Raw genomic sequence first — 23,407 nt, 5'->3', positions numbered from 1 at the left:
CCACCCTCCCCGCTGCGCGGCTTCGCCGCTTGGGGGAGGGATCAGAAAGAGCCCTCTATCCCTTGTTCTTTACCGCCAGCGCATCCGCCACCGCAGTGCGGATATCCGCCACCGAAAACGGCTTCGTCACCACATCATGCACGATTGCATTCAGTCCGGTCGCGCGTTCGCGCTGGTCGGCGTAACCGGTCATCAGCAGGATTGTGAGCTCGGGGAAATCGCGCGCGACGGACAGCGCCAGCGCAATGCCGTCCATGACAGGCATCTTGATGTCGGTCAGCAGCAGGTCGAATGCGCCGCTTTGCTCGGTAAGGATTTCCAGCGCCTCGGCGCCGTCTTCGGCCGTGACGATCTCGTGGCCATCCATGGCGATGGCGCGGCCGACCAGCAGCCGCATCGATTCTTCGTCATCAGCAATCAGGATACGCGCCACGACAACTCCTTGGACTTACGCGCCGGCGACGTCGCGCTTGGTGAAGAAACGCACATCGATACTGCGGCCCTCGGCCGGCGGCGAGGCCAGCCGCGATCGAAACCATGTCTTGTCGCCGGGATTGAGGCCGGGCTGTTCCAGCACGGCGTTCCAGCCATATATTTCAGTTCCCTTCTCGTCGCGTACCACGAAACGCAGGCGCGGCAATGCGGTGGGCGTGCGGGTTTCGGACACGATTAGGCCTTCGATGAGCAAGACCGACTTGCCATCGACGGTCTCGGTGGTGACCTTGACGTCCTTGAAGGCAAGCCCCCGTATATTCACGTCGAGGCCGACCGCCTGATAGAAAGTCGCGGTCTGCGGCATCAGCTTGACCAGATCGACGCGCCAGATCACCAGTGCGAGCAACAGCGACGCCATGGCCGCGGTGGCGATCGGCAGGCTGTGACGTGGCATGACGAACAACCGCGGCAGCGACGGCACGAAACGGCCCAGCACGGCAAGGCGCGACGGCGGGGTGGCCCGCATCGCGGCCACCGCGTCGTGCTGCGCCAGCGTGGCCCAGTCGGCCTCCTCGGTACGATTATTGGCATCGACCGGCCAGTCGGCCGAGATCGACGGGCTTTCCACCACCGGAACGTTCGGTGCCGAAGCGTCGTCGTCCTCGGTCACGCCCCAGGCGCTCATGTCCTCGTTCGGATCGGGCTCGCTGGCCTTCGCCGCCATGGCGGGAACACGGGCTTCGGCGCGGGAGAGATCCTCCGGCCGCGCCAGCCAGACTTCCTTGCAGCGGGCGCAGCGCACCGTCCGTCCGGCATCGCCGAACGTAGCCGTGTTCACGGCGTAGGACGTCGTGCAATTGGGGCAAACGATATGCATGGAGCCGATAGCCGATGACATGGCCGGCAGGCTACAAGACGACCGTTAACGAATCGGAAACCATAACGGCCGCACAAGCAATTGACCGTCTTTTTGAGGCTTTTTGAACCCATCGAACGGAGCTGAATGTGGTCCGGTTCGAAAATGTTGGTTTGCGCTACGGGCTTGGCCCGGAGATTCTGCGCGACCTCAATTTCCAGATCCCTGCGCATTCGTTCCAGTTCCTGACCGGTCCCTCCGGCGCCGGCAAGACCTCGCTGCTGCGCCTGCTGTTCCTGTCGCTGCGGCCGACCCGCGGGTTGGTCAATCTGTTCGGTCAGGATATCTCGCTGCTCGGCAAGGACGAGATCGCCGACCTGCGCAAGCGCATCGGTATCGTGCTGCAGGATTTCCGTCTGCTCGACCACATGACGACCTATGAGAATGTCGCGCTGCCGTTCCGGGTGATGGGGCGTGAGGAGTCCAGCTATCGGCGCGAGGTCATCGATTTGCTGAAATGGGTCGGGCTCGGCGATCGCATGGATGCGCTGCCGCCGATCCTGTCGGGCGGCGAGAAGCAGCGCGCCGCCATTGCGCGCGCGGTGATCGCGCGGCCCATGCTGCTGCTGGCGGACGAGCCGACGGGCAACGTCGATCCGACGCTGGGCCGTCGTCTGCTGCGGCTGTTCATCGAACTCAACAAGTCGGGCACCGCGGTGATTATCGCGACCCACGATATTACATTGATGGATCAATACGACGCGCGGCGCATGGTGCTGCATCAAGGCCGGCTGCATATCTATGAGTAGAATCGGCGAAGAACACGGCCCGCTGATGGACCTCGGCACCGATCGCCCGCAGGTCCCGGCAAAGGCGCGCAACGCATCCCCGATCGTGCCGCGCGGCTCGATCGCCGGCCGCGCGCTGGTCGCCGTCGTCGCCATCATGACCTTCCTCGCCTCCATCACCACAGGCGCAGTGCTACTGATCAGCGCGTCGGCGTCGGAGTGGCAATCGGAAGTCGCCAGCGAAATCACCATCCAGGTGAAGCCGGTGGGCGGCCGCGATCTCGACCGCGATACGCAGGCGGTGACCGATGCCATTCGCGGCCAGCCGGGAATTGTCGAGGTGCAGCCCTATAGCCGGGAGCAATCGGCGCAGTTACTGGAGCCGTGGCTCGGCACGGGACTGTCGCTCGACGAGCTGCCGGTGCCGCGCGTCATCATTGCACGTGTCGCGCCGGGGACGGCGCTCGATATCATTGGCTTGCGCAAGCGGGTGACGCAGGCCGTGCCCTCGGCCAGCGTTGACGATCATCGCGCCTGGGTGGAGCGGATGCGGTCGATGACATCGGCAACGGTGCTGGCCGGGCTCGGCATCCTTGCGCTCGTTATTATCGCCACCATTATCTCTGTATCCTTTGCGACGCGCGGCGCGATGGCGGCGAACCGGCCGATCGTCGAGGTGCTGCATTTCGTCGGCGCGGGCGATCGCTATATCGCCAATCGCTTCTTCCGCCACTTCCTGCGGCTTGGCCTGCAGGGCGGTATCATTGGCGGCGGTGCCGCGATGCTGATGTTCGGGTTTTCAGAGTCGATCGCGAGCTGGTTTTCCGGCACGCCGGTGGGCGATCAGTTCGCCGCATTGCTGGGGACGTTCTCGCTGCGGTCGTCAGGCTATCTCGCGGTGGCAGGGCAGGCGCTGTTGATAGCAGGAATTACCGCCTGGGCGTCGCGCCGCACATTGTTCTCGACGCTGAACGACATCGAGTAACGCGTCAGGCACAGGCGATGGCATCGCCAAGGCGCCGAAAAATACCTAAGATTGCTGCCAAAGGACCAAACGCCAGACCGATGACCTTGCTCGACGACCAGAACACCACGGAGATGCCCGTTGCCGCGCCACCGCGGCGGCGCGTCATCCGTGCGGCACTTGTGGTCGCATTTGCACTGTCCTTCATGGTCGGCGCCATCGGCTTCGTTGCGTTTCTTGCGCAACTCCGAAGCGGCGAGCTGAAGCCGTCGGCGAATGCCGACGGCATCGTGGTCCTGACCGGCGGTTCGTCGCGCGTTGCGGATGCGCTCGAACTGCTCGCCAATGGCTTCGGCAAACGGTTGCTGATCTCTGGCGTGCATCCCACCAACGGTGCCGCCAATATCTCGCGCACGCTGCCCGACAGCCAGCGGCTGCTGGATTGCTGCGTCGATCTCGATCGCTCCGCCGTCAACACCCGCAGCAACGCGGTAGAGACCAAACGCTGGGTCCATGAGCGCGGCTTCAAGTCGCTGATCGTGGTGACCTCGAATTATCACATGCCGCGCGCGATCGTCGAAATGTCGCACGAGATGCCGGATATCGAGCTGATTCCGTTCTCGGTGATTGGCGACAAATGGCGTGACGAACCGTGGTGGACCAGTGGTCCGACGCTGCGGTTGCTGCTATCGGAATATGTCAAATATCTCGCGGCCGAAGCGCGGGTGCGGCTGGCGAATATCGGCATTGATCTGATGCCGGATTCCGGCAGCGACCAGCAGAGCGACGCGCCGCAGCGCCGGCCGGCCACGGCGTCTGCGAACTGAACTGCAATTGAGCTGATCGGAACACCATGACTTCGATATTCGTGCGTTCGTTGATCTACAACGTGCTGTTCTATGTGCTGCTGGTGTTCTGGATCCTGGTGGCGATTCCAACCTTCGTGATGCCGCCGCGCGCCTTCATGGCGATCGCGAAAGCGTGGGCGACCAGCAGCATCTGGCTGATGCGTATCGTCTGCAACACCAGGGTCGATTATCGCGGTCTCGAGAAAATTCCGGCGGGGCCGCTGGTGGTCGCCTCGAAACATCAATCGATGTGGGAGACCTTCGCGCTGATGCCGTTCTTCGATCGGCCGCTGTTCATCTACAAGCGCGAGCTCGGGCAGATTCCGTTCTTTGGCTGGTACCTGAAGAAGTCGAAGATGATCGGCGTCGATCGCGATGGCGGTGCGCGTTCGCTCATCGATATGGCCAAGCGCGCCACCGAAGAAATCCAGCTCGGCCGTCAGCTCATTATCTTTCCCGAAGGCACGCGTCGGCCTGTCGAGGCACCACCGGATTACAAACCCGGTGTCGCGCAGATCTACGCCAAATCCGGCGCGCCGTGTCTGCCGGTGGCGCTGAATTCCGGCCTGTTCTGGCCGCGCCGTACCTTCCTGCGCTATCCCGGCACGCTGGTGGTGGAGTTTCTCGATCCGTTGCCGGCCGGCCTGCCCCGCAAGGAATTCATCGCGGCGATCAGCACGTCGATCGAGGCCGCCACAGATCGGATCGTTGCAGAGGCGCGCGCGGAGCAGGCGACGATCTTCGGGCGCGTGCCGAATGTGGCGGTGAAAGAGAGCTAGCGCTTGGTCACTCGTGCAGCATGGCTGCGAGCTGATGGAGCTGCGCGTCGCGAAAACCTTCGGCCTCGATGGCCTTCACGGTCGACAGCACGTAATCGCGGTTGAGCCCGGAACGCCCGTGGCCCTGCCGCACGAAGTGCAATTGTTCGCTGAGGCTCAATCGCCCGGCATATTGCACATGGCCGCGATCAACCACATAGGCGAGCGCGCTGACGCGGGTGCGCTCCACGTCATCCAGCCAGACCGAGCGCATGACCTCGCGATAGACATGGGTGGTCTGCTCACGCTCCCGCAAATAGGCGATGGTGTCATGGCGCAGCTTCGCCGCCACCCGAAAGGCAATGCCGCGGCAGGCGCCGCCGCGGTCCAGGCCGAGCACGAGGCCAGGCTTTTCCGGCGTGCCGCGGTGGTCAAAGGAATAGACGCAGAGCGCCCGATGTTCGCCGATCAGCCGGGCCGGCACCTGTTCGATGAACTCGAAGCCCGGCCGCCACATCAGCGAGCCATAGCCGAACACCCAGAGATCGCTGTCGGAATCGGGCTCGGCGGTGATTTTCGCGGTCATGATGCCGACCTAGCAGAAACCTTGGGCCCGGGCGATCTTGATTTCCTGCAATGTGGCCCTGCGACGACAGGATAACCCCATGAAAGGGATCGCCGATTTGACAAAATCATGCGATCTACGTCCCGCCATGTCCGAATATGCACAGCCCACCCAGCGCCGCCTCTGGCCGATTTTCATCCTGCCGGTCCTCATCGTCGTCCTTGCGGCGGCGTGGAGCGGCTTCTGGTTCTATGCCGCGTCCAAGGTCGACGAGAACGTCGATATCTGGCGCGCCCGCGAGGCTGCGGCTGGCCGCGTCTATGATTGCGCCAACCGTTCGGTCTCCGGCTTCCCGTTCCGGCTCGAAGTCCGCTGCAGCGGTGTCAGCGTTTCGCTGACCTCGCAAACGGCCACCCAGAATGCGACGCAGGTGCCGATCACCGCGAAGCTCGGTGAGATCGTCGTGGTTGCGCAGATTTACACGCCGCGGCTCCTGGTCGCCGAATTCACCGCACCGGCCGTCCTGTCCGATCGCGGTCAGCCGGCGATGGTGATGAATTGGGGCTCCGCGCGCAGCAGCATCACCGGTCTCCCCGGCACGCCTGACAGCGCCGACATCGTGTTCGACGATGTGTCGCTCGACCGCTTCGCCGGCTCGGTGCAGGCGCCGACCGCACGTGCCAAACAGGTCGAATTGCATGGCCGCACGGCAGCGAATTCGACGCCGGACAAGCCGGTGATCGAGACGGCCCTGCAGATCAGGAGCGGCAGCATTGCCGATGTTCATCCGATCCTCGCCGCACCCTTCGATGCCGATATCCGCGCATTGCTCAGCGGCCTCAAGGATGTCTCGCCTAAGCCCTGGCCGCAGCGTTTCCGCGAGCTTCAGGCTGCAGGTGGACGCGTCGAGATCGTGCAGTCGCGCGTCCAGCAGGGCGAGATCATCTCGCTGGCGACGGGCTCGCTCGGTCTGACCGCCGCGGGCAATCTCGACGGCGAATTGCAGATGACCGTGGCGGGGCTGGACAAGGCTATCGCCGCCCTCGGCATCGACAAGTTGCTGGAGATGGGCGTGCCTCAGGAGGCGCTGGATCGCATTGCGCCCGGCGTGAAGTCGCAAGACGTCAACAACATCCTCGGTGCGCTGGATCGGGCGATCCCCGGTCTCGGCAATGTCGTGCGCAAGAATGCCGGCAGCGGCCTTGCGGCCGGCGTCAATTCGATCGGGACTGCGGCTGTCTTGGAAGGCAAAGCGGCGCGGTCGTTCCCGCTGAAATTTGTCGATGGCGCGGTGTTCCTCGGGCCGCTGCGCGTGGCGCAGATCCCGCCGTTGTTTTAAGGCGTGAGGTTCGCCGGCCTCTCCACGTCATTGCGAGGAGCGAAGCGACGCGGCAATCCAGAAGCTGCAAAGCAAGTAAGGCTGGATTGCTTCGCTTCGCTCGCAATGACGGCTGTTGGTCCTGCGATCAATCCTTCTTCGTCAGCGCCTGATGCTTGCGCCCGAAGTCCGGTGCCGCTTCATCCTGACCGATACTCACGATGCCGCGGCGGATCGCGCGGGTGCGGGTGAAGTGCTCGAACAGCGCATCGCCATCGTCGCGGCGGATGGCACGGGTCAGCTTCGACAGGTCTTCCTGGAAGGTGCCGAGCATTTCCAGCACCGCGTCCTTGTTGGCGAGGAACACGTCGCGCCACATGGTCGGGTCTGATGCTGCGATACGGGTGAAATCGCGGAAACCGCCCGCGGAGAACTTCAGCACTTCCGACCTCGTGACATCTTCGAGCTCGTCGGCCGTGCCTACGATTGTATAAGCGATCAGATGCGGCAGATGGCTGGTGACCGCGAGCACCAGATCGTGATGCGCGGCCTGCATGATCTCGACATTGGCGCCGAGCGCAGCCCAGAAGCCGGTGAGCTTCTCGACGGCCGCGGGATCCGCGCCCTCGGGCGGCGTCAGAATGCACCAGCGATTGCTGAACAGTTCGGCGAAGCCGGAATCCGGGCCGGAGTTTTCCGTGCCGGCGACCGGATGCGCGGGAATGAAGTGGATGTTGTCCGGCAGATATTCGGACATCGCGTGCAGCACGGAGGCTTTCACCGAACCGACGTCGGAGACGATTGCGCCGGGCGCGAGATGTGCTGCGATGCTTTTCGCCACGTCGCCTGCCACACCGACGGGGACGCAGGCGATGACCAGATCGGCATCCTTGACGGCGCTGGCATTGTCGTCGGCGATGCGGTCGGCGAGCTTGATTTCCACGGCGCGTGCACGCACGGCCGCCGAATTGTCGGTGGCAACGAGTTCACCGGCAAGGCCAAGCTGCTGAATGCCGCGCGCCAGCGACGAGCCGATCAGGCCGAGCCCGATCAGCGCGATACGTTTGAAGGGCGGCGTGGCGCTCACGTCATTGCCCCGAATTCGATGCCATGAATTCACGCAGCGTCTCGATCACCAGCCTGTTGGCTTCCTCGGTGCCGATGGTCATGCGCAGCGAGTTCGGTAGGCCGTAATTGGTCACGGCGCGCAGCACCAGCCCGCGCCTGGTCAGGAACGCATCGGCATCCGCTGCGGTCTTGCCGGTCGCCGGAAAATGCATCAGCAAGAAATTGGCCACGCTTGGCGTCACCTCGATGCCGAGCTTGGTTATTTCCTCGGTCAGGATGCCGATCCACTTGGCGGTGTATGTGCGCGACATCTCGACATGGCCGGTGTCCTCGATCGCCCCCACCGCGGCCATCATCGCCGGCGCCGAGACGTTGAACGGCCCACGAATCCGGTTCATCGCATCGACGATGTGCGCAGGGCCGAACATCCAGCCGATCCGCAGGGCGGCCAAGCCGTGCACCTTCGAGAAGGTGTAGGTGGCGACGGTATTCTCGGTGGTCTTCGCCAGCTCCAGGCCGTTGTCGTAGTCGCCCTTGGTCACGTAGTCCCAGTATGCGGCGTCGAGCACCAGCAGCACGTGCTCCGGCAGGCCGGCGCGCAGGCGTTTGATCTCGGAGGACGGCAGATAGGTGCCAGTCGGGTTGTTCGGGTTCGCCAGCCACACCAGCTTGGTGCGCGGTGTGACGCAGTTCAGGATCGCATCGACGTTGCAGGTGAAGTTGGTTTCCGGAGCGACCACATTGGTGGCGCCGTTCGCCTGGGTAGCGATCGGGTAGACCAGGAAGCCGTGTGCGGTTGAAATCGCCTCGTCGCCGGGGCCGAGATAGACATGCGCAATCAGGTTCAGAATTTCGTCGGAGCCGGCGCCGCAGATGATCTGCGCGGGATCGAGGCCGAAGCGGTGGCCGAGCGCCTCGCGCAGCACCTTCGACGTGCCTTCCGGATAATCCTCGAGATGCGCGACAGCAGTGGCGAAGGCGTCCTTGGCGCGCGCCGACGGACCGAACGGGGTCTCGTTGGCCGACAGCTTGTAGGTCGTGCGGCCGGGCTCCACCACCGGGCTCTTGCCAGGGGTGTAGGGCGCGATATCGAGAATGCCGGGCTTCGGCACAGGACGGGACATCTTCAACTCCAGAACGTCAGATTGGCTTACGAACGCGGTGCGTCGCTGGCGGCCACGGTATAGCGGGTTGCGTGGCTGCCGACGAGAGCCGTGGAGCGCACCGAGGCGCCGGCTTCGATCAGCGCCGACTTGATCTTGTCGAGGCTGGAGGCTCTCGTGATCGAGATCAGCAGCGCCGCGCCGTCAAAGGCGGTATCCGGCACGGCGACGATTTCGGCCCGCGGCGACAGCGCACGCGCGGTCTCGGCATTCCAGCCGGACACCCGCACGCTCCACATCTCGACCTCGGTCACCATGGCGCTGTCGGCAACGCGCGACACCACGAACACCGGCAATGCGGCCGGATGGTCGGCGCGTTCGATGAACGGCAGGCGTGCGATGATCTTCGGCGCGCCCAGGGCTTCCAGCGGGATCCACCACGGCGTGCGGCTGGACGTCGCCGAGACCAGCGCGAGATCGCCCTTGGACTTGGCCACGGCCTCGACCGCTGCGGCGGCGCTGAAATGCGCGACGTAAGGCACCGTGAAGCCGAAATGAAAGCGCGCGGAATCCCGCATCGCGCTCTCGCCGAGCGACAGATCCGCATGCACCGAGAACGGCGCCTGAACGTAAGTGAAAGTCGAAATGATCACCCGCCAGATGCTCTCGACGGTGTCGATCGGCAGGATGCCGCGATGGCGCTGCACCAGACGGCGCATCATGTCGGCCTCGCGCGCCGGCCGAAAGGCCGAGCCGACCTCCTGGGTCTGCTTCACCGAAATCAGCCGGTCGATGATGTCGCCGCGCTGCATCAATAGGGCGTGAACCTGCGCGTCGATGCTGTCGATCTCTTTGCGCAGTTCATCCAGCGAGGGCGGGGCGGGTGGTAATTTCGACATGTTCAAAACCTTCGGGACGGGAGGCGTGATAGGTCCCGTCGAGCTTGCCGGGCCGGCTCCAGGGAGCCGGCGGGCACGGCCATTGATTAGGTAAGACGGTGCCGGAAAGCAAAGAAAACATGGAAGATTTGGCCGCAGGGCAGTTGGGCAATTTGACCGGGGTATGCCCATATTGACGGCAGGCGGGTGTGGGACTAGTTTCTGGGCTCTTCCGTGGTCATTTGAGCCGGCCGGCTTGCAGCCACGTTAAACAACTCGCTAAACAGGCCGGGGACAGTTTGATCCCGGCCGAGCTATTTGTTCAGGCCGGGTTTTTTATGGCCTGATTCCGGTTTTGGTTTGAGAACCTCCTGAGGAGGCCGGTATCAAGATGGTAAATGTCGAACTGGTGAAGAGTCCGGTTGTCCGCCCCGATGAGCGTGGACATGAAGCCGATCACCCGACCTCGCTGGTCGCGGGTTTTGGCATGGATCAGCCGCTGCGGCTTGATTGCGGCGTCGACCTCGCCCCGTTCCAGATCGCCTATCAGACCTACGGAACGCTCAACGCCGACAAATCCAATGCGATCCTGGTCTGCCACGCTTTGACCGGTGACCAGCACGTCGCCAATATCAATCCGATCACCGGCAAGCCCGGCTGGTGGCAGACACTGGTCGGCCCCGGCAAGGCGCTCGACACCGAACGCTACTTCATCATCTGTTCGAATGTGCTCGGCGGTTGCATGGGCTCGACCGGTCCGGCCTCGACCAATCCCGCCACCGGCAAGATCTGGGGACTGGATTTTCCGGTCATCACCATTCCCGACATGGTGCGTGCGCAGGCGATGCTGATCGACAGTCTGGGTATCGGTCAGTTGTTTTGCGTCGTCGGCGGTTCCATGGGCGGCATGCAGACGCTGCAATGGACCGCGGCCTATCCGGAGCGCGTGTTCTCCGCGCTGGCGGTTGCCTGCAGCACGCGGCACTCGGCGCAGAACATCGCGTTCCACGAATTGGGTCGTCAGGCCGTGATGGCCGATCCCGATTGGCGCGGCGGGCGTTATTTCGAGGAAGGCACACATCCGCATCGCGGCCTCGGCGTCGCGCGGATGGCCGCGCATATCACCTATCTGTCGGATGCCGCCTTGCACCGCAAGTTCGGCCGCCGCATGCAGGACAGGGAGTTGCCGACATTCTCCTTCGATGCGGATTTTCAGGTCGAGAGCTATCTGCGCTATCAGGGCTCGTCCTTCGTCGAGCGCTTCGATGCCAACTCCTATCTCTATCTGACGCGTGCGATGGACTATTTCGATATCGCAGCCGACCACAACGGCAAGCTTGCGGAAGCGTTTCGCGATACGCAGACGCGCTTCTGTCTGATGTCGTTCACATCAGACTGGCTGTTCCCGACGGCAGAATCGCGCGACGTCGTGCACGCGCTGAATGCCGGCGGCGTCCGCGTGTCCTTTGCGGAGATCGAAACCGACAAGGGTCATGATGCCTTCCTGCTCGATGTGCCCGAGTTCCTCGATATCGCCGGTGCATTTCTGAACTCCGCAGCCTCCGTGCGCGGCCTGCCTGTTACGGGGACATAGAGATGGCGTTTCCACAACAAGCCTTGCCGCTGAATTCTGCGGTGGCGACGCCGGCGCCGCGCGGCACGCAGGATTATCGTGGCGATCACCTCCTGGTCGCGGAGATGATCAAGCCGGGTTCGAAGGTGCTCGACGTGGGCTGCGGCGATGGCGATCTGCTGCAATTGCTGGAAAGCCGCGGCATTGACGGCCGCGGCATCGAATTGTCGCGCGAGGGCGTCAACCGCTGTGTCGGCAAAGGCCTCGCAGTGGTGCAGGGCGACGCCGATACGGACTTGATCAACTATCCCGACGATGCGTTCGACTACGTGATCCTGTCGCAGACGCTGCAGGCGACGCGGCAGCCGCGCGTCGTGCTGGAAAATCTGCTGCGCATCGGCCGCAGCGCGATCGTGTCGTTTCCGAATTTCGGCTTCTGGAAGATGCGCGTGCAGTTGCTTGTCGGTGGCCGGATGCCGCGTACGGAGAATCTGCCGGCGACGTGGTACGACACGCCGAACATTCACTTCTGTACCATCAAGGATTTCGTTGTCTTGTGCGACGAGATCAACGTGAAGATGGAGCGCGCCGTTGCGCTCGATCTCTATGGCCGTCCGCTGCGCCTCAATGCGCCGTGGTGGTTCTGGAACATGTTCGGGGAGCAGGGCGTTTTCCTGCTGAGCCGCGCGAGTAAATCGGCGCAACCCTGATCGCGTGTAGATTTCTGCCTGATGGAAACAGAAGTACCGCATTCCATGCGGCTTTTCACGCCGTGTGTCGACCTGCGATACACGCCAAAGATGTGCGTAAAAGCTAATTCGAATAGGTAATATAAGCGCGCATTCTGTCGAATGGGTGGCTGCTATGTCTATACGTATGGCGTCCGTTGAAGTTGAAGCGATTCCCTCCGATGTCGCCGTTAAAAAATCGTCACTTGAACCGTTCTAGGTCTTGTTATCGCCATACCAACTTCGTTACCACGCCCGTCCCGATTGTTAGCCCGCGTATTTGGGCTGATGGGGTTCGGGGGTGTTAAGAGGAAAAATTCGGTATGGTTCAGTTCTTTGCGTATCGCCGTGCACTTCGCATCTCGGCTCTTGCGGTGTGTTCGGCGGCAGTTCTCGCGTCAGTCTCTCCCGCGTCGGCACGTCCTCATCACGGCGCTTCGCGTCATTCGCACCACGTCGGCAAGTACACACACAGCACGCGTCATCACGTCCGGCATCGCGCGCGGTATGCACGGCGCAGTGCCCGAGTCGAACAGCAGGCGCCTTCGTTCGGCGACTCCACAAATTTCAATAACGCCAATGCAAGCATGAACCAGCCTTCCGGCGGCTTCGGCGGTTCGGGCATCGTCGATGCAGCGCGCAGCTTCATCGGCCGCGGCAATCCGACCGCCCGCGGTCGCTTGTGGTGCGCAGCGTTCATGAACCTCGTATTGAAGCGCACCGGCCATCAAGGCACCGGGTCTGATATGGCGCGCTCGTTCTCGAGCTATGGCCAGCGCATCTCAGGTCCGCAGGTCGGCGCCATCGCCGTGATGTCGCGCGGTCGTCGCGGCGGTCATGTCGGCGTCGTCTCGGGTGTCGATGCCAAGGGCAATCCGATCATCGTCTCCGGCAATCACGGCAACCGCGTCGCCGAGTCGGTGTATTCGCGTGGCCGCGTTTACGCCTACGTGATGCCGACGAGCTGAGTTCGTCTATTCTTCGACGACGATCTTATCGCCGGCGGTGATCATGCCGCCGGTGACGACCTCAGCGTAAATTCCGCAATCGGCATGACCATAGGTCTGCAGCAGCGTTTTCGGAATCGTCAGATCCCGCGCGGCCGTATCCGGATCGACATTGGTCGCTGCACAGCGGACGATGCGCTTCACCACCTTGAGCCGGGTGCTGCCGATGGCGAACGTCCGGTCGATCAGCTCGAATTCATGCCAGGCCGGCCAGCCCGCTACATGCAGGTTGCCGCGAAAGCGCAGCGGATGCACCGTCTGCCCGACGGCCTTTTCGAGATCTTTGACGCTGGCGAGGTTGATGATCGACACCACCTTGCGCGGCACGTCCGAAAAGCTATGGCCGTCCGCGAACAGCACCCTGGGTGGTCCGCGTAGTTCATCGGCAAAATTTGCAGCGAAGAACGCTTCGATTTCCGCACGTCCTTCGGCCGTCTGCAGATCGGCTCGCGCTGCCTCCACATTATCCTGCCGGATCGTCAGTGTATGGCTGGCGTCGTCGTAGTGGCTGCGCAGCGCCGCCAGGCGCTCGTTGCGCATCAGCATCAGAAACTGGGTCTTGGGAAAATATTGCGGTGCTGCCGGGTCGAACCCGATTGGGCCGTTCTCGATGGCATAGCGCCGGTCGGCCGGCAGGGTCTGGCCGGGCTTCAGCGTGACTTGTTCCAGAGGCTCGGGCGTCAGGCCCTTCACGGGATAGCGGTAGATGCTGGCAACGCTGGCGTAAGACTGTTCTGGCATGGTTCCGGTCTTAAGAGATTTGGGCCCGCGGCGCTATCGCCTGGCCGATTGGAATTTTATGCGGACCCCTTCCGTTTCGGGAACTGGCTGCCCACATTTGCATCAAGCTGGTTTTGACGCCAGCGACGACCGCAGCCGGTTGACCACCATCAATGCGGCCTGCGGATACCCAATGAAGATGCCCCATCCGTGCTTTCGAGGCGGACAGGGCAGGCCGAGGGACAACACACAATGAATATTGAGAAATACACCGAACGGGTGCGCGGCTTCATCCAGTCGGCGCAGTCGCTGGCCGTGCGCGAGGGCCATCAGCAATTCTCGCCGCTGCACATTCTGAAAGTTCTGCTGGACGATAGTGAAGGTCTGGCCGGCGGCCTGATCGATCGTGCCGGCGGCAACTCCCGCGCCATCCTGAAGGCGACGGAAACCGAGCTGGGCAAGATGCCCAAGGTCTCGGGCGCAGGGGCCGGACAGGTCTATCTGGCGCCGGCGACCGCGCGCGCTTTCGATGCCGCCGAAAAGGCCGCCGAAAAGGCCGGCGACAGTTTCGTCACCGTGGAGCGGCTGCTGCTTGCGCTGGCGCTCGACAAGGACTCCGAAGCCGGCAGCCTGCTCAACAAGGGCGGCGTCACGCCGCAAAATCTCAATGCCGCGATCAATGCGCTGCGCAAGGGCCGCACGGCGGATTCCGCCACGGCCGAAAACGCCTATGACGCGTTGAAGAAATATGCCCGCGACCTGACCCAGGCCGCGCGCGATGGCAAACTCGACCCGGTGATCGGCCGCGACGAGGAAATCCGCCGCACGATTCAGGTATTGTCGCGGCGAACCAAGAACAATCCCGTGCTGATCGGCGAACCCGGCGTCGGCAAGACCGCCATCGTCGAAGGTCTCGCGCTGCGCATTCTCAATGGCGACGTGCCGGAGAGCCTGAAGGACAAGAGCCTGCTGTCGCTCGATCTCGGTGCGCTCATCGCCGGCGCGAAATATCGCGGCGAGTTCGAGGAACGGTTGAAGGCTGTACTCGGCGAGGTGACCTCGGCCGAGGGCGGCATCATCCTGTTCATCGACGAGATGCATCAGCTGATCGGCGCCGGCAAGGGCGATGGCGCGATGGACGCGTCGAACCTGCTGAAGCCTGCGCTCGCCCGCGGCGAATTGCATTGCATCGGCGCCACCACGCTCGACGAATATCGCAAGCACGTCGAGAAGGACGCGGCGCTGGCGCGGCGCTTCCAGCCGATCTTCGTGGCTGAGCCGACTGTGGAAGACACCGTCTCGATCCTGCGCGGCCTCAAGGACAAATACGAACAGCATCACGGCGTCCGCATCACGGATAGCGCGCTGGTCGCTGCCGTAACGCTGTCGAACCGCTACATCACCGATCGCTTCTTGCCGGATAAAGCCATCGACCTGATGGACGAGGCTTCGGCACGGCTGAAAATGCAGGTCGACTCCAAGCCTGAAGAACTCGATTCGATGGACCGCGAGATCATCCGGCTCAAGATCGAGCAGGAGGCGCTTGGCAAGGAAACCGATGCAGGCTCGAAGAGCAGGCTCGAAACACTCAAGAAGGAACTCGCCGAGCTAGAAGAGAAATCGGCCGCGCTCACCCAGCGCTGGTCGGCCGAGAAGAACAAGCTGTCGAATGCGCAGAAGCTCAAGAGCGAGCTCGATGGCTTGCGCCTTGAATTGGCCGATGCGCAGCGCCGCGGCGAATATCAGCGTGCCGGTGAGCTGGCCTATGGCCGGATTCCCGATCTTGAAAAGCGTCTGGCCGATATCGAAGCCAACGAGAATTCCGAGATGATGGAAGAGGCGGTCACCGCCAATCACATCGCGCAGGTTGTTTCGCGCTGGACCGGCGTGCCGGTCGACAAGATGCTCGAAGGCGAGAAGGACAAGCTGTTGCGGATGGAGCTGAGCCTCGGCGAGCGCGTCGTCGGCCAGGCCGAAGCGGTGCGTGCCGTGGCGACGGCGGTGCGTCGGTCGCGGGCAGGCCTGCAGGATCCCAACCGGCCGATCGGCTCGTTCATGTTCCTCGGTCCCACCGGCGTCGGCAAGACCGAGCTGACCAAGGCGTTGGCGTCCTATCTGTTTGACGATGACACCGCGATGGTTCGCCTCGACATGTCCGAATATATGGAGAAGCACTCGGTCTCACGCCTGATCGGCGCGCCTCCGGGTTATGTCGGTTATGACGAGGGCGGCGCGCTGACCGAAGCTGTGCGGCGGCGGCCCTATCAGGTCGTTCTGTTCGACGAAGTCGAGAAGGCGCATCCGGACGTGTTCAACGTGCTGCTGCAGGTGCTCGACGATGGCCGCCTGACCGATGGCCAGGGCCGCACCGTCGATTTCCGCAACACGCTGATCATCATGACGTCGAATCTCGGTTCGGAATTCCTGGTCAACCAGCCCGAGGGCGAGGATACGTCAGCGGTGCGCGACCTGGTGATGGGCAACGTCCGCGCCCATTTCCGGCCGGAATTCCTGAATCGTGTCGACGAGATCATCCTGTTCCACCGCTTGCAGAAGAGCGAAATGGGCCGGATCGTCGAGATCCAGTTCGCGCGGCTCACCAAGCTGCTGGAAGATCGCAAGATCACGCTGGTGCTGGAGGACGAAGCCCGTGACTGGCTCGCCGACAAGGGCTGGGATCCCGCCTACGGCGCCCGTCCCCTCAAGCGGGTGATCCAGCGCAACGTCCAGGATCCGCTGGCCGAGATGATCCTCGCCGGCGACGTCAAGGACGGTGACCATGTCGACATAAGCGCCGCCGGCAACGTCCTGACATTCAACGGCAAGCCAGCCCGGACCGCGGAGATCGCCGAGTTCGAGGCGCCGGTGCCGAAGCGGCAGCTGAACTGACGGCACGGGTTTAAACGCAACGAAACGGCCTGAACCTCACGGTTCAGGCCGTTTCCACGTTGGAGAAAGATCATGACCCGCATTCTCGTGGTCGGCGCCACCGGCCTTGTCGGCCGCCATGTCATCGCCAAAGCGCTCGCCGACAGTCGGATCACGCGCATCGTTGCGTCGACGCGGCGGCCGCTCGAGGCGCATGCGAAGCTCGACAACCCGCTGGTCGACTTCGACCGGTTACCAGCCGAGGCCGACTGGTGGGACGTCGATGGTGTGATCTGTGCACTCGGCACGACGCGCGCCAAGGCCGGCTCGGATCAGGCATTTCGCGTTGTGGATTATGATTACCCGCTGGAAGTCGCCCGGCTGGCGCGCAAGCACGGCGCTCGCCGTTTCGCGCTCAATTCGTCGGTGGGTGCCAATGCGCGCTCAAAGCTGCTCTATCCGCGTACCAAAGGCGAAGTGGAGGAAGCGCTGAAGGCGATGGGCTTTCCGTCTTTGACGATTGTGCGGCCGGGCCTGATCGGCGGTGACCGCGACGAATTCCGGCTGGGCGAACACGTCGCGGCGGCGGTGCTCGGTGTGCTGGGTCCGGTTCTGCCGCGCAGCTACCGGATCAGCCCCGCCGACAAGATCGCCGACGCATTGATCGAGGCAGCCGTGATCGGCGCGCCTGGCGTTCACCTGATCGGGTCTGCAGAGCTCGCTGCGGATTGATCGTCGGGACCTCAGCGGCCCTTTTGCCACTGTCCCAAGCGTCCCCTAGCCCACGCGGCGTCGGTCTGACGCGCAGAACAAGACGAAAAATATGAATTTAGCGGCTGGTCGTCGGCCGTGCTGGTGGCACCGCGCCGGTCACGCCTGCGTCGGACACGCGGGCGCCGGGGCCTCGCATGGTCATCTGGGCGTCGATCCGGTCACGTTCCTTCTCGAAGCCGGCCATGATCGGCCCTTCGAGCGAGCGGCCGCGTGGCAGTTTCACGCGCATAGGATCGACGAAGCGGCCGTTGACCAGAATTTCGTAGTGAACGTGGGCGCCGGTGGACATGCCGGTGGAGCCGACGAAGCCGATGACCTGACCCTGCCGCACGCGCTTGCCGGGCTCCATGCCCTTGGCGAAGGCCGACATATGGCCGTAGGCGGTCTCGTAGCCGTTGTTGTGCTTGATGCGGATATATTTGCCGTAGCCGCCTTCCCAGGCTGCTTTTTCGATCACGCCGTTGCCGGATGCGAAAATCGGGGTGCCGTAGGGCGTCGACCAGTCCACGCCGGTATGCATCTTGGTGTAGCCGAGGATCGGGTGGCGGCGTCCGCCGAAGCCCGAACGCATGATGGCGTTATTGACGGGTTTGCGGACCAGGAACTTCTTCGCGCTCTTGCCGGTCTCGTCATAGTAGTCGACGACCGAGTCGTCGGTGGTCAGGAAGCGATAGTATTTCTTGGTTTCGCCGCCCACCGTAAGCGAAGCGAACAACACTTCGGTCTTTTCGGTGATGGTGGCGCCTTCGTCTTCGCCGGCAAAGAACACGTCGAACGAGTCGCCGGGCTGTACTTTGCGCTGGAAATCCACGTCGTAGGAGTAGATCCGGATCATGTCCTCGATGACAGTAGCCGGGACCTTGTTGCGCAGCGCCGTCTCGTAAATGCTCTGATAGAGCCGCACGCCGGTGCCGTCATCCTCCTCGTCATCATCCGATGCGCTTGGCGCTTCGGCGACGGTGTTCATGCTGGAGACATCGACGGCGACGTATTTGCCGAGATCGGAGAGAGCGGCGACAGCTTCGATGGTGGAGTCGTTGGCGACGATCACGCGATACGGCTGCAAGCGCTGGCCAGGTCCGGTCGGCGACATCAGGATTCGAACTTTCTGGCCTTCCTTCAGTCCGCCGTCGCGGCCGCGGGCACCCAGCGTAGTGGCAATGGCCTTGGCTTCCTCGGGCATCGCGCCCTGGTCGCGCAGGATCGTCAGGATGGTGTCGCCCTTCTTGACGATATGGATACGCTCGCCATTGGGGTTGCCGCCGGTCGCCTGATCCTTGGTCTTGGCCAGCAGCGTGACGTTTTCCGGCACGATACGGGTTTCGAAGCCGGCATAAGGATCGGCTGTGGTCCCTTCGGCGGCATAGGCCATCTTCATGTCGGGCTGTCCGCCGATATCGCCGGTGGCGCTGGCGACGGTCGTGTAGCGAACGCCAGTATTGCCGCGCCAGTTGGAGGCGTCGCGCACGCGCATCAAGACTTCATCGATAGCAACGCTGGCGCCGATCTTGGCTTTCGGCAACACCTGACCGAGATCGCGGGTGACGAAGGAGACTTCGGCATCGGGCTCGACGGCATTCGGATTGACCGCGGCGTCGTCGCTGTTCGGAGCGGGGCTGCCGACATCGGTCAGCAGGCGCTGTGCATTGAAGGGCGGGATCTTGGCGCTGAGATCGCTGGTCGCCATCGCCAGATTGCCGGAAATCCGGATGAAGGGCCGCACGCGCATGACGTCGCGATTGCCGACGCGGGTGACGGTGGAGACTTTGAGTACCTGGCGCGCGGCGGAAGAGTCGCTCGGCGGCGGCAGGCGGTCACTCTTATGCAGGCTTGCTTGTTTGTCGGTGGCACTGAAGGCGCCGCGTAGCGCGCCTTCGACACGCTCCGGTACCTTGGCAAAGGTCATCTCGCCGTCAAGCGACGCGAAAACGGCGCCGCCGATCAGAGCCGCGCCGCAGAGACCTGTGAGGATAGTACCACTGAACCACTGTACCGAGACGCGGCGACGATCGATGACTGCGGCTTCGGAGCCATCAACGGATAGCGGCGGCTCGTGGCCGAGATCAATCATCCCGGTCTCACGATTATAGGCGCCACCGCGTGACAGTCCGTGATTCAAGCCGACATCCCCCGAATTCCCAGCATCATGCGAAGAGTCTTCCCCAAGCACATCGCATCGACGGTCGAACAGTGCGCGCCAAAATGCTGGCCGAATGGACGAACGTCAATGCTGCAAACTCTTTCGCTGTGTTCTCTTTGGCCCAAAAGCGCACTGCGATGACGCAGCTCGTTCTTTCGAGAGACCGTTGGGCCCAGATCCGGTTCGGCCACCCCCAAAAAGTTTCAGAGGCGACGCAGAATCTTTGCACAAGGCATGCTCAGAACGTCGGAGGAATGTGGCTCTTGTACGGCGTCACCCCTGTAAAACCTACGCTTTTTGGGCCCTGGAGCCTCCTCCACAGCACGTGACGATTTTCTGACGAATGGCGTTGACAGTTTCGGGTGAGGGGGCCTATAACCCGGCCACTGAGCGCAGCGGCGCCGGGGCCTACCAGCCCGGGCGGTTGTTCGTGTCTCGGAAGCTCATCACCGCGAAGAGTGTTTCAGTAGCCGATAGGTGTCGGCTGCTGATCTGTTGTCGAGTGATTGGGTGACAAGATTTCTCCCTCCTGGGGAGATTGACGCATCTGCGTCGGGCTGTTTGACAAGTTAAATTGAAGAAAGAGAAACGTGGACGGCGGAGTCCTTGCGGGTCTCGTTCGATGGAAGCTTCGGCTTCCGGATAGCGAGGCCGGACGAAAGACTTCGGCGGTACACGTTTTGAACAAAGGTTAACACCATCGTTGTTAGCGCTGTGAAGCGCGGACAGCAGATTGGCTGAACTTCGGTTTGGCTGATTTAGTATGGTGGGACCTCGTCAATACGTTGTGATCAGCCGGTTTAAAGTTTCAAGTCCAACTTGAGAGTTTGATCCTGGCTCAGAGCGAACGCTGGCGGCAGGCTTAACACATGCAAGTCGAACGGGCGTAGCAATACGTCAGTGGCAGACGGGTGAGTAACGCGTGGGAACATACCTCTTGGTTCGGAACAACACAGGGAAACTTGTGCTAATACCGGATAAGCCCTTACGGGGAAAGATTTATCGCCGAGAGATTGGCCCGCGTCTGATTAGCTAGTTGGTGGGGTAAAGGCCTACCAAGGCGACGATCAGTAGCTGGTCTGAGAGGATGATCAGCCACATTGGGACTGAGACACGGCCCAAACTCCTACGGGAGGCAGCAGTGGGGAATATTGGACAATGGGCGCAAGCCTGATCCAGCCATGCCGCGTGAGTGATGAAGGCCCTAGGGTTGTAAAGCTCTTTTGTACGGGAAGATAATGACGGTACCGTAAGAATAAGCCCCGGCTAACTTCGTGCCAGCAGCCGCGGTAATACGAAGGGGGCTAGCGTTGCTCGGAATCACTGGGCGTAAAGGGTGCGTAGGCGGGTTTTTAAGTCAGAGGTGAAATCCTGGAGCTCAACTCCAGAACTGCCTTTGATACTGAAAGTCTTGAGTATGGGAGAGGTGAGTGGAACTGCGAGTGTAGAGGTGAAATTCGTAGATATTCGCAAGAACACCAGTGGCGAAGGCGGCTCACTGGCCCATAACTGACGCTGAGGCACGAAAGCGTGGGGAGCAAACAGGATTAGATACCCTGGTAGTCCACGCCGTAAACGATGAATGCCAGCCGTTAGTGGGTTTACTCACTAGTGGCGCAGCTAACGCTTTAAGCATTCCGCCTGGGGAGTACGGTCGCAAGATTAAAACTCAAAGGAATTGACGGGGGCCCGCACAAGCGGTGGAGCATGTGGTTTAATTCGACGCAACGCGCAGAACCTTACCAGCCCTTGACATGTCTATGACCGGTACCAGAGATGGAACCTTCCCTTCGGGGCATAGAGCACAGGTGCTGCATGGCTGTCGTCAGCTCGTGTCGTGAGATGTTGGGTTAAGTCCCGCAACGAGCGCAACCCCCGTCCTTAGTTGCTACCATTTAGTTGAGCACTCTAAGGAGACTGCCGGTGATAAGCCGCGAGGAAGGTGGGGATGACGTCAAGTCCTCATGGCCCTTACGGGCTGGGCTACACACGTGCTACAATGGCGGTGACAATGGGATGCAAAAGGGCGACCTCTCGCAAATCTCAAAAAGCCGTCTCAGTTCGGATTGGGCTCTGCAACTCGAGCCCATGAAGTTGGAATCGCTAGTAATCGTGGATCAGCATGCCACGGTGAATACGTTCCCGGGCCTTGTACACACCGCCCGTCACACCATGGGAGTTGGTTCTACCTGAAGGCAGTGCGCTAACCGCAAGGGGGCAGCTGACCACGGTAGGGTCAGCGACTGGGGTGAAGTCGTAACAAGGTAGCCGTAGGGGAACCTGCGGCTGGATCACCTCCTTTCTAAGGATGGTTCTTCAGATGCTTGCATCTATCGAACCTCTTTTGAAACATCAGTGGCCAGACATTGGATCAATGTCTGAGCTGCATAGGCGGGACACCGCCGTCTTCGTTTCTCTTTCTTCGCGGACGAACACACGCTGGGGCGTGCTCGTGCTGCTTGTTGGCGTTTGATCGCAAGGTCATGTCGATGAGCCGAGCGCAGTCCTTTGTTGTTAGGGCTTGTAGCTCAGTTGGTTAGAGCGCGCGCTTGATAAGCGTGAGGTCGGAAGTTCAAGTCTTCCCAGGCCCACCATATTTGCGCGCTTTGAATTGAAGCTGCTGCTGACGTCGACATCACATGCGCAAGCATCGCATCTGCAAAACGCGCCATTCAGCGTTGAGCATTCGTCTTCTGGAACGGGGGCATAGCTCAGCTGGGAGAGCGCGTGCTTTGCAAGCATGAGGTCGTCGGTTCGATCCCGTCTGCCTCCACCAGAAACTTCTGATGGATGGCGACGTTGAGATCGTAACAAACATTCAGTGTGTTCAGACAGTGCGCGCCATATGGGCGGCGCCTGATTTAGTCCGCGGTATAACTTCGCTTGTCGGTCTTACGAGATCGACTGCGGGATTTATGACATCGTAAAGAGGAGATCGTTCCGAGGTTCGGATCTGCAAGCAATTGCGGGTGCCGCAATCATAATCTCCAGGAATTGAGTGCGAACGCTTCGCTTGCGAAGCTTCCGCATCTTTATTCCTTTTCAACGAAGCTTGACCGCCTCGTTGTCGGTTCGATCTTACGAAGCAAACTGGTCTTTCTAAATCATATCCAGCTGCATGAAGTGCGCACGGCTTGATCGCCGGCGTGCGGATTTTGCGTTTAGGCGCAAAGCAGCGTGCAGCAAACTCTGCCGAGTGTGTGGATATTGATAATGAGAGCAATCAAGTGTCTTAAGGGTATTCGGTGGATGCCTTGGCAATGAGAGGCGATGAAGGACGTGCTACGCTGCGATAAGCTATGGGGAGCCGCGAAGAGGCTTTGATCCATAGATTTCCGAATGGGGAAACCCACCTTCGATAGCCGAAACTCTAAGGTCATCATCACGCAAGTGAGGGTGGTTTTGGATTTTCGGTTATCAGTTGAAGGTATGAGACTCCTGAATACATAGGGGGTTTCAAGCGAACCCGGGGAACTGAAACATCTAAGTACCCGGAGGAAAGGACATCAACAGAGACTCCGTTAGTAGTGGCGAGCGAACGCGGACCAGGCCAGTGGCATATCAAAGACAACCGGAACCAGTCAGGAAAGCTGGACCTCAGAGGGTGATAGTCCCGTACGGGTAATGCAATGATATGTCCTTGAGTAAGGCGGGACACGTGAAATCCTGTCTGAACGTGGGGGGACCACCCTCCAAGCCTAAGTACTCCTCATTGACCGATAGCGAACTAGTACCGTGAGGGAAAGGTGAAAAGCACCCCGACGAGGGGAGTGAAATAGACCTGAAACCGGATACCTACAAACAGACGGAGCCCAAGATACGTTCTGGGTGACGTCGTACCTTTTGTATTATGGGCCAGCGACTTAATTTAACGAGCAAGCTTAAGCCGATAGGTGTATGCGCAGCGAAAGCGAGTCTGAATAGGGCGCTAAGTTCGTTGTATTAGACCCGAAACCTAGTGATCTAGCCATGGGCAGGTTGAAGGTGAGGTAACACTCACTGGAGGACCGAACGGG

18 protein-coding genes, 2 tRNA genes, 2 rRNA genes and 1 riboswitch (1 of these 23 only partly in view) are annotated in these 23,407 nt (G+C 61.4%); of the genes, 14 read left to right on the top strand and 8 right to left on the bottom strand.

Translation table 11 applies throughout. The features are described from left to right. Window positions 1-55: 55 nt before the first annotated feature. Both AB7783_RS19715 and AB7783_RS19710 read right to left on the bottom strand, forming a co-directional pair. On the bottom strand, window positions 56-433 hold the full coding sequence (locus AB7783_RS19715; protein ID WP_441278553.1) for a response regulator: 378 nt from the start codon (window positions 431-433) through the stop codon (window positions 56-58). A 15-nt stretch (window positions 434-448) separates the two neighbouring features. Then, on the bottom strand, window positions 449-1,312 hold the full coding sequence (locus AB7783_RS19710) for an MJ0042-type zinc finger domain-containing protein (protein ID WP_441278552.1): 864 nt from the start codon (window positions 1,310-1,312) through the stop codon (window positions 449-451). A gap of 128 nt (window positions 1,313-1,440) precedes the next feature. On the opposite strand from AB7783_RS19710, the gene ftsE reads away from it, so the two are divergent. The 4 genes from ftsE (at window position 1,441) to AB7783_RS19690 (ending at window position 4,670) form a co-directional block, all read left to right on the top strand. Next, window positions 1,441-2,100 carry a cell division ATP-binding protein FtsE gene (gene ftsE / locus AB7783_RS19705; RefSeq protein WP_068729180.1) on the top strand — a complete coding sequence of 220 codons (660 nt, stop codon included), beginning with the start codon at window positions 1,441-1,443 and terminating at the stop codon, window positions 2,098-2,100. Then, window positions 2,093-3,064 (top strand): cell division protein FtsX, encoded by a 972-nt coding sequence (locus AB7783_RS19700; RefSeq protein ID WP_441278551.1) that lies wholly within the window; start codon window positions 2,093-2,095, stop codon window positions 3,062-3,064. Before ftsE ends, AB7783_RS19700 begins: the two co-directional genes overlap by 8 nt. Before the next feature lie 80 nt (window positions 3,065-3,144). Beyond that, a complete protein-coding gene (locus AB7783_RS19695) occupies window positions 3,145-3,870 on the top strand; it encodes a YdcF family protein (RefSeq protein WP_093757394.1) in 726 nt (241 codons plus the stop codon). A 26-nt stretch (window positions 3,871-3,896) separates the two neighbouring features. Then, window positions 3,897-4,670, top strand: coding sequence for a lysophospholipid acyltransferase family protein (locus AB7783_RS19690; RefSeq protein WP_120287238.1), 774 nt, complete (start codon window positions 3,897-3,899; stop codon window positions 4,668-4,670). 7 nt (window positions 4,671-4,677) lie between these two features. Here the strand turns inward: AB7783_RS19690 and AB7783_RS19685 are convergent, their stop codons facing one another. Continuing rightward, complete coding sequence (locus AB7783_RS19685; protein WP_089267609.1) at window positions 4,678-5,235, bottom strand: gamma-glutamylcyclotransferase; 558 nt, start codon at window positions 5,233-5,235, stop codon at window positions 4,678-4,680. A 127-nt stretch (window positions 5,236-5,362) separates the two neighbouring features. Here AB7783_RS19685 and AB7783_RS19680 point away from each other — a divergent pair, with 127 nt between their 5' ends. Continuing rightward, the gene (locus tag AB7783_RS19680; RefSeq protein WP_441279726.1) at window positions 5,363-6,553 is read left to right on the top strand and encodes a DUF2125 domain-containing protein; all 1,191 of its coding nucleotides are present in this window, start codon (window positions 5,363-5,365) and stop codon (window positions 6,551-6,553) included. 127 nt (window positions 6,554-6,680) lie between these two features. Here the strand turns inward: AB7783_RS19680 and AB7783_RS19675 are convergent, their stop codons facing one another. The 3 genes from AB7783_RS19675 to AB7783_RS19665 are packed head-to-tail and all read right to left on the bottom strand — an operon-like array spanning window position 6,681 to window position 9,602. Then, window positions 6,681-7,619, bottom strand: a complete 939-nt coding sequence (locus AB7783_RS19675) for a prephenate/arogenate dehydrogenase family protein (RefSeq protein ID WP_120287235.1) — start codon at window positions 7,617-7,619, stop codon at window positions 6,681-6,683. A 1-nt stretch (window position 7,620) separates the two neighbouring features. After that, the gene (gene hisC / locus AB7783_RS19670; RefSeq protein ID WP_441278550.1) at window positions 7,621-8,724 is read right to left on the bottom strand and encodes a histidinol-phosphate transaminase; all 1,104 of its coding nucleotides are present in this window, start codon (window positions 8,722-8,724) and stop codon (window positions 7,621-7,623) included. A 26-nt stretch (window positions 8,725-8,750) separates the two neighbouring features. Further along, window positions 8,751-9,602, bottom strand: a complete 852-nt coding sequence (locus AB7783_RS19665) for a chorismate mutase (protein WP_441278549.1) — start codon at window positions 9,600-9,602, stop codon at window positions 8,751-8,753. Between the two features lie 203 nt (window positions 9,603-9,805). Beyond that, a riboswitch (SAM riboswitch) is annotated at window positions 9,806-9,885 on the top strand. 87 nt (window positions 9,886-9,972) lie between these two features. On the opposite strand from AB7783_RS19665, the gene metX reads away from it, so the two are divergent. The 3 genes from metX to AB7783_RS19650 all read left to right on the top strand — a co-directional run bounded on the left by metX (window position 9,973) and on the right by AB7783_RS19650 (window position 12,850). Beyond that, on the top strand, window positions 9,973-11,175 hold the full coding sequence (gene metX, locus AB7783_RS19660; protein WP_089267605.1) for a homoserine O-acetyltransferase MetX: 1,203 nt from the start codon (window positions 9,973-9,975) through the stop codon (window positions 11,173-11,175). Window positions 11,176-11,177: 2 nt separating this feature from the next. Beyond that, window positions 11,178-11,864, top strand: a complete 687-nt coding sequence (metW, locus tag AB7783_RS19655; protein WP_199711970.1) for a methionine biosynthesis protein MetW — start codon at window positions 11,178-11,180, stop codon at window positions 11,862-11,864. Window positions 11,865-12,205: 341 nt separating this feature from the next. Continuing rightward, complete coding sequence (locus AB7783_RS19650; RefSeq protein ID WP_068729161.1) at window positions 12,206-12,850, top strand: TIGR02594 family protein; 645 nt, start codon at window positions 12,206-12,208, stop codon at window positions 12,848-12,850. 6 nt (window positions 12,851-12,856) lie between these two features. Here the strand turns inward: AB7783_RS19650 and AB7783_RS19645 are convergent, their stop codons facing one another. Then, entirely contained in the window at window positions 12,857-13,630 is a 774-nt protein-coding gene (locus AB7783_RS19645; RefSeq protein ID WP_441278548.1) for an MOSC domain-containing protein, read from the bottom strand. Between the two features lie 231 nt (window positions 13,631-13,861). Between AB7783_RS19645 and clpB the strand changes: the two genes are divergently transcribed. Next, window positions 13,862-16,498: an ATP-dependent chaperone ClpB gene (gene clpB / locus AB7783_RS19640; RefSeq protein WP_441278547.1), complete on the top strand. Its 2,637-nt coding sequence runs from the start codon at window positions 13,862-13,864 to the stop codon at window positions 16,496-16,498. 72 nt (window positions 16,499-16,570) lie between these two features. After that, complete coding sequence (locus AB7783_RS19635; protein WP_441278546.1) at window positions 16,571-17,209, top strand: NAD(P)H-binding protein; 639 nt, start codon at window positions 16,571-16,573, stop codon at window positions 17,207-17,209. 97 nt (window positions 17,210-17,306) lie between these two features. Here the strand turns inward: AB7783_RS19635 and AB7783_RS19630 are convergent, their stop codons facing one another. Continuing rightward, window positions 17,307-19,322, bottom strand: coding sequence for a peptidoglycan DD-metalloendopeptidase family protein (locus AB7783_RS19630; protein ID WP_441278545.1), 2,016 nt, complete (start codon window positions 19,320-19,322; stop codon window positions 17,307-17,309). A gap of 884 nt (window positions 19,323-20,206) precedes the next feature. Here AB7783_RS19630 and AB7783_RS19625 point away from each other — a divergent pair. From AB7783_RS19625 to AB7783_RS19610, 4 genes are all read left to right on the top strand, one after another. Further along, window positions 20,207-21,693 (top strand): 16S ribosomal RNA (locus AB7783_RS19625). A 215-nt stretch (window positions 21,694-21,908) separates the two neighbouring features. After that, a tRNA-Ile gene (locus tag AB7783_RS19620) sits at window positions 21,909-21,985 on the top strand. 106 nt (window positions 21,986-22,091) lie between these two features. Then, window positions 22,092-22,167 (top strand) — tRNA-Ala (locus tag AB7783_RS19615). 445 nt (window positions 22,168-22,612) lie between these two features. Further along, window positions 22,613-23,407 (top strand): 23S ribosomal RNA (locus AB7783_RS19610) (it continues 2,025 nt past the right edge of the window). The 16S and 23S rRNA genes sit together here with 2 tRNA genes alongside, the layout of an rRNA operon.

This window comes from Tardiphaga sp. 172_B4_N1_3 (assembly GCF_052076035.1).
GTDB classification, from domain to species: domain Bacteria; phylum Pseudomonadota; class Alphaproteobacteria; order Rhizobiales; family Xanthobacteraceae; genus Tardiphaga; species Tardiphaga robiniae.
Note: the sequence above shows the minus strand (reverse complement) of the source record. Positions and strands in the feature narration are given on the sequence as shown.

What these genes read in the sequence shown, in the direction of transcription:
- AB7783_RS19650 (WP_068729161.1), top strand. Translation starts at nt 12,206, where the DNA reads ATGGTTCAGTTCTTTGCGTATCGCCGTGCACTTCGCATCTCGGCTCTT.
- AB7783_RS19695 (WP_093757394.1), top strand. Translation starts at nt 3,145, where the DNA reads ATGACCTTGCTCGACGACCAGAACACCACGGAGATGCCCGTTGCCGCG.
- AB7783_RS19685 (WP_089267609.1), bottom strand. Translation starts at nt 5,235, where the DNA reads ATGACCGCGAAAATCACCGCCGAGCCCGATTCCGACAGCGATCTCTGG.
- AB7783_RS19630 (WP_441278545.1), bottom strand. Translation starts at nt 19,322, where the DNA reads ATGATTGATCTCGGCCACGAGCCGCCGCTATCCGTTGATGGCTCCGAA.
- AB7783_RS19710 (WP_441278552.1), bottom strand. Translation starts at nt 1,312, where the DNA reads ATGCATATCGTTTGCCCCAATTGCACGACGTCCTACGCCGTGAACACG.
- AB7783_RS19690 (WP_120287238.1), top strand. Translation starts at nt 3,897, where the DNA reads ATGACTTCGATATTCGTGCGTTCGTTGATCTACAACGTGCTGTTCTAT.
- AB7783_RS19645 (WP_441278548.1), bottom strand. Translation starts at nt 13,630, where the DNA reads ATGCCAGAACAGTCTTACGCCAGCGTTGCCAGCATCTACCGCTATCCC.
- AB7783_RS19635 (WP_441278546.1), top strand. Translation starts at nt 16,571, where the DNA reads ATGACCCGCATTCTCGTGGTCGGCGCCACCGGCCTTGTCGGCCGCCAT.
- AB7783_RS19680 (WP_441279726.1), top strand. Translation starts at nt 5,363, where the DNA reads ATGTCCGAATATGCACAGCCCACCCAGCGCCGCCTCTGGCCGATTTTC.
- metW (WP_199711970.1), top strand. Translation starts at nt 11,178, where the DNA reads ATGGCGTTTCCACAACAAGCCTTGCCGCTGAATTCTGCGGTGGCGACG.
- AB7783_RS19665 (WP_441278549.1), bottom strand. Translation starts at nt 9,602, where the DNA reads ATGTCGAAATTACCACCCGCCCCGCCCTCGCTGGATGAACTGCGCAAA.
- AB7783_RS19700 (WP_441278551.1), top strand. Translation starts at nt 2,093, where the DNA reads ATGAGTAGAATCGGCGAAGAACACGGCCCGCTGATGGACCTCGGCACC.
- clpB (WP_441278547.1), top strand. Translation starts at nt 13,862, where the DNA reads ATGAATATTGAGAAATACACCGAACGGGTGCGCGGCTTCATCCAGTCG.
- hisC (WP_441278550.1), bottom strand. Translation starts at nt 8,724, where the DNA reads ATGTCCCGTCCTGTGCCGAAGCCCGGCATTCTCGATATCGCGCCCTAC.
- metX (WP_089267605.1), top strand. Translation starts at nt 9,973, where the DNA reads ATGGTAAATGTCGAACTGGTGAAGAGTCCGGTTGTCCGCCCCGATGAG.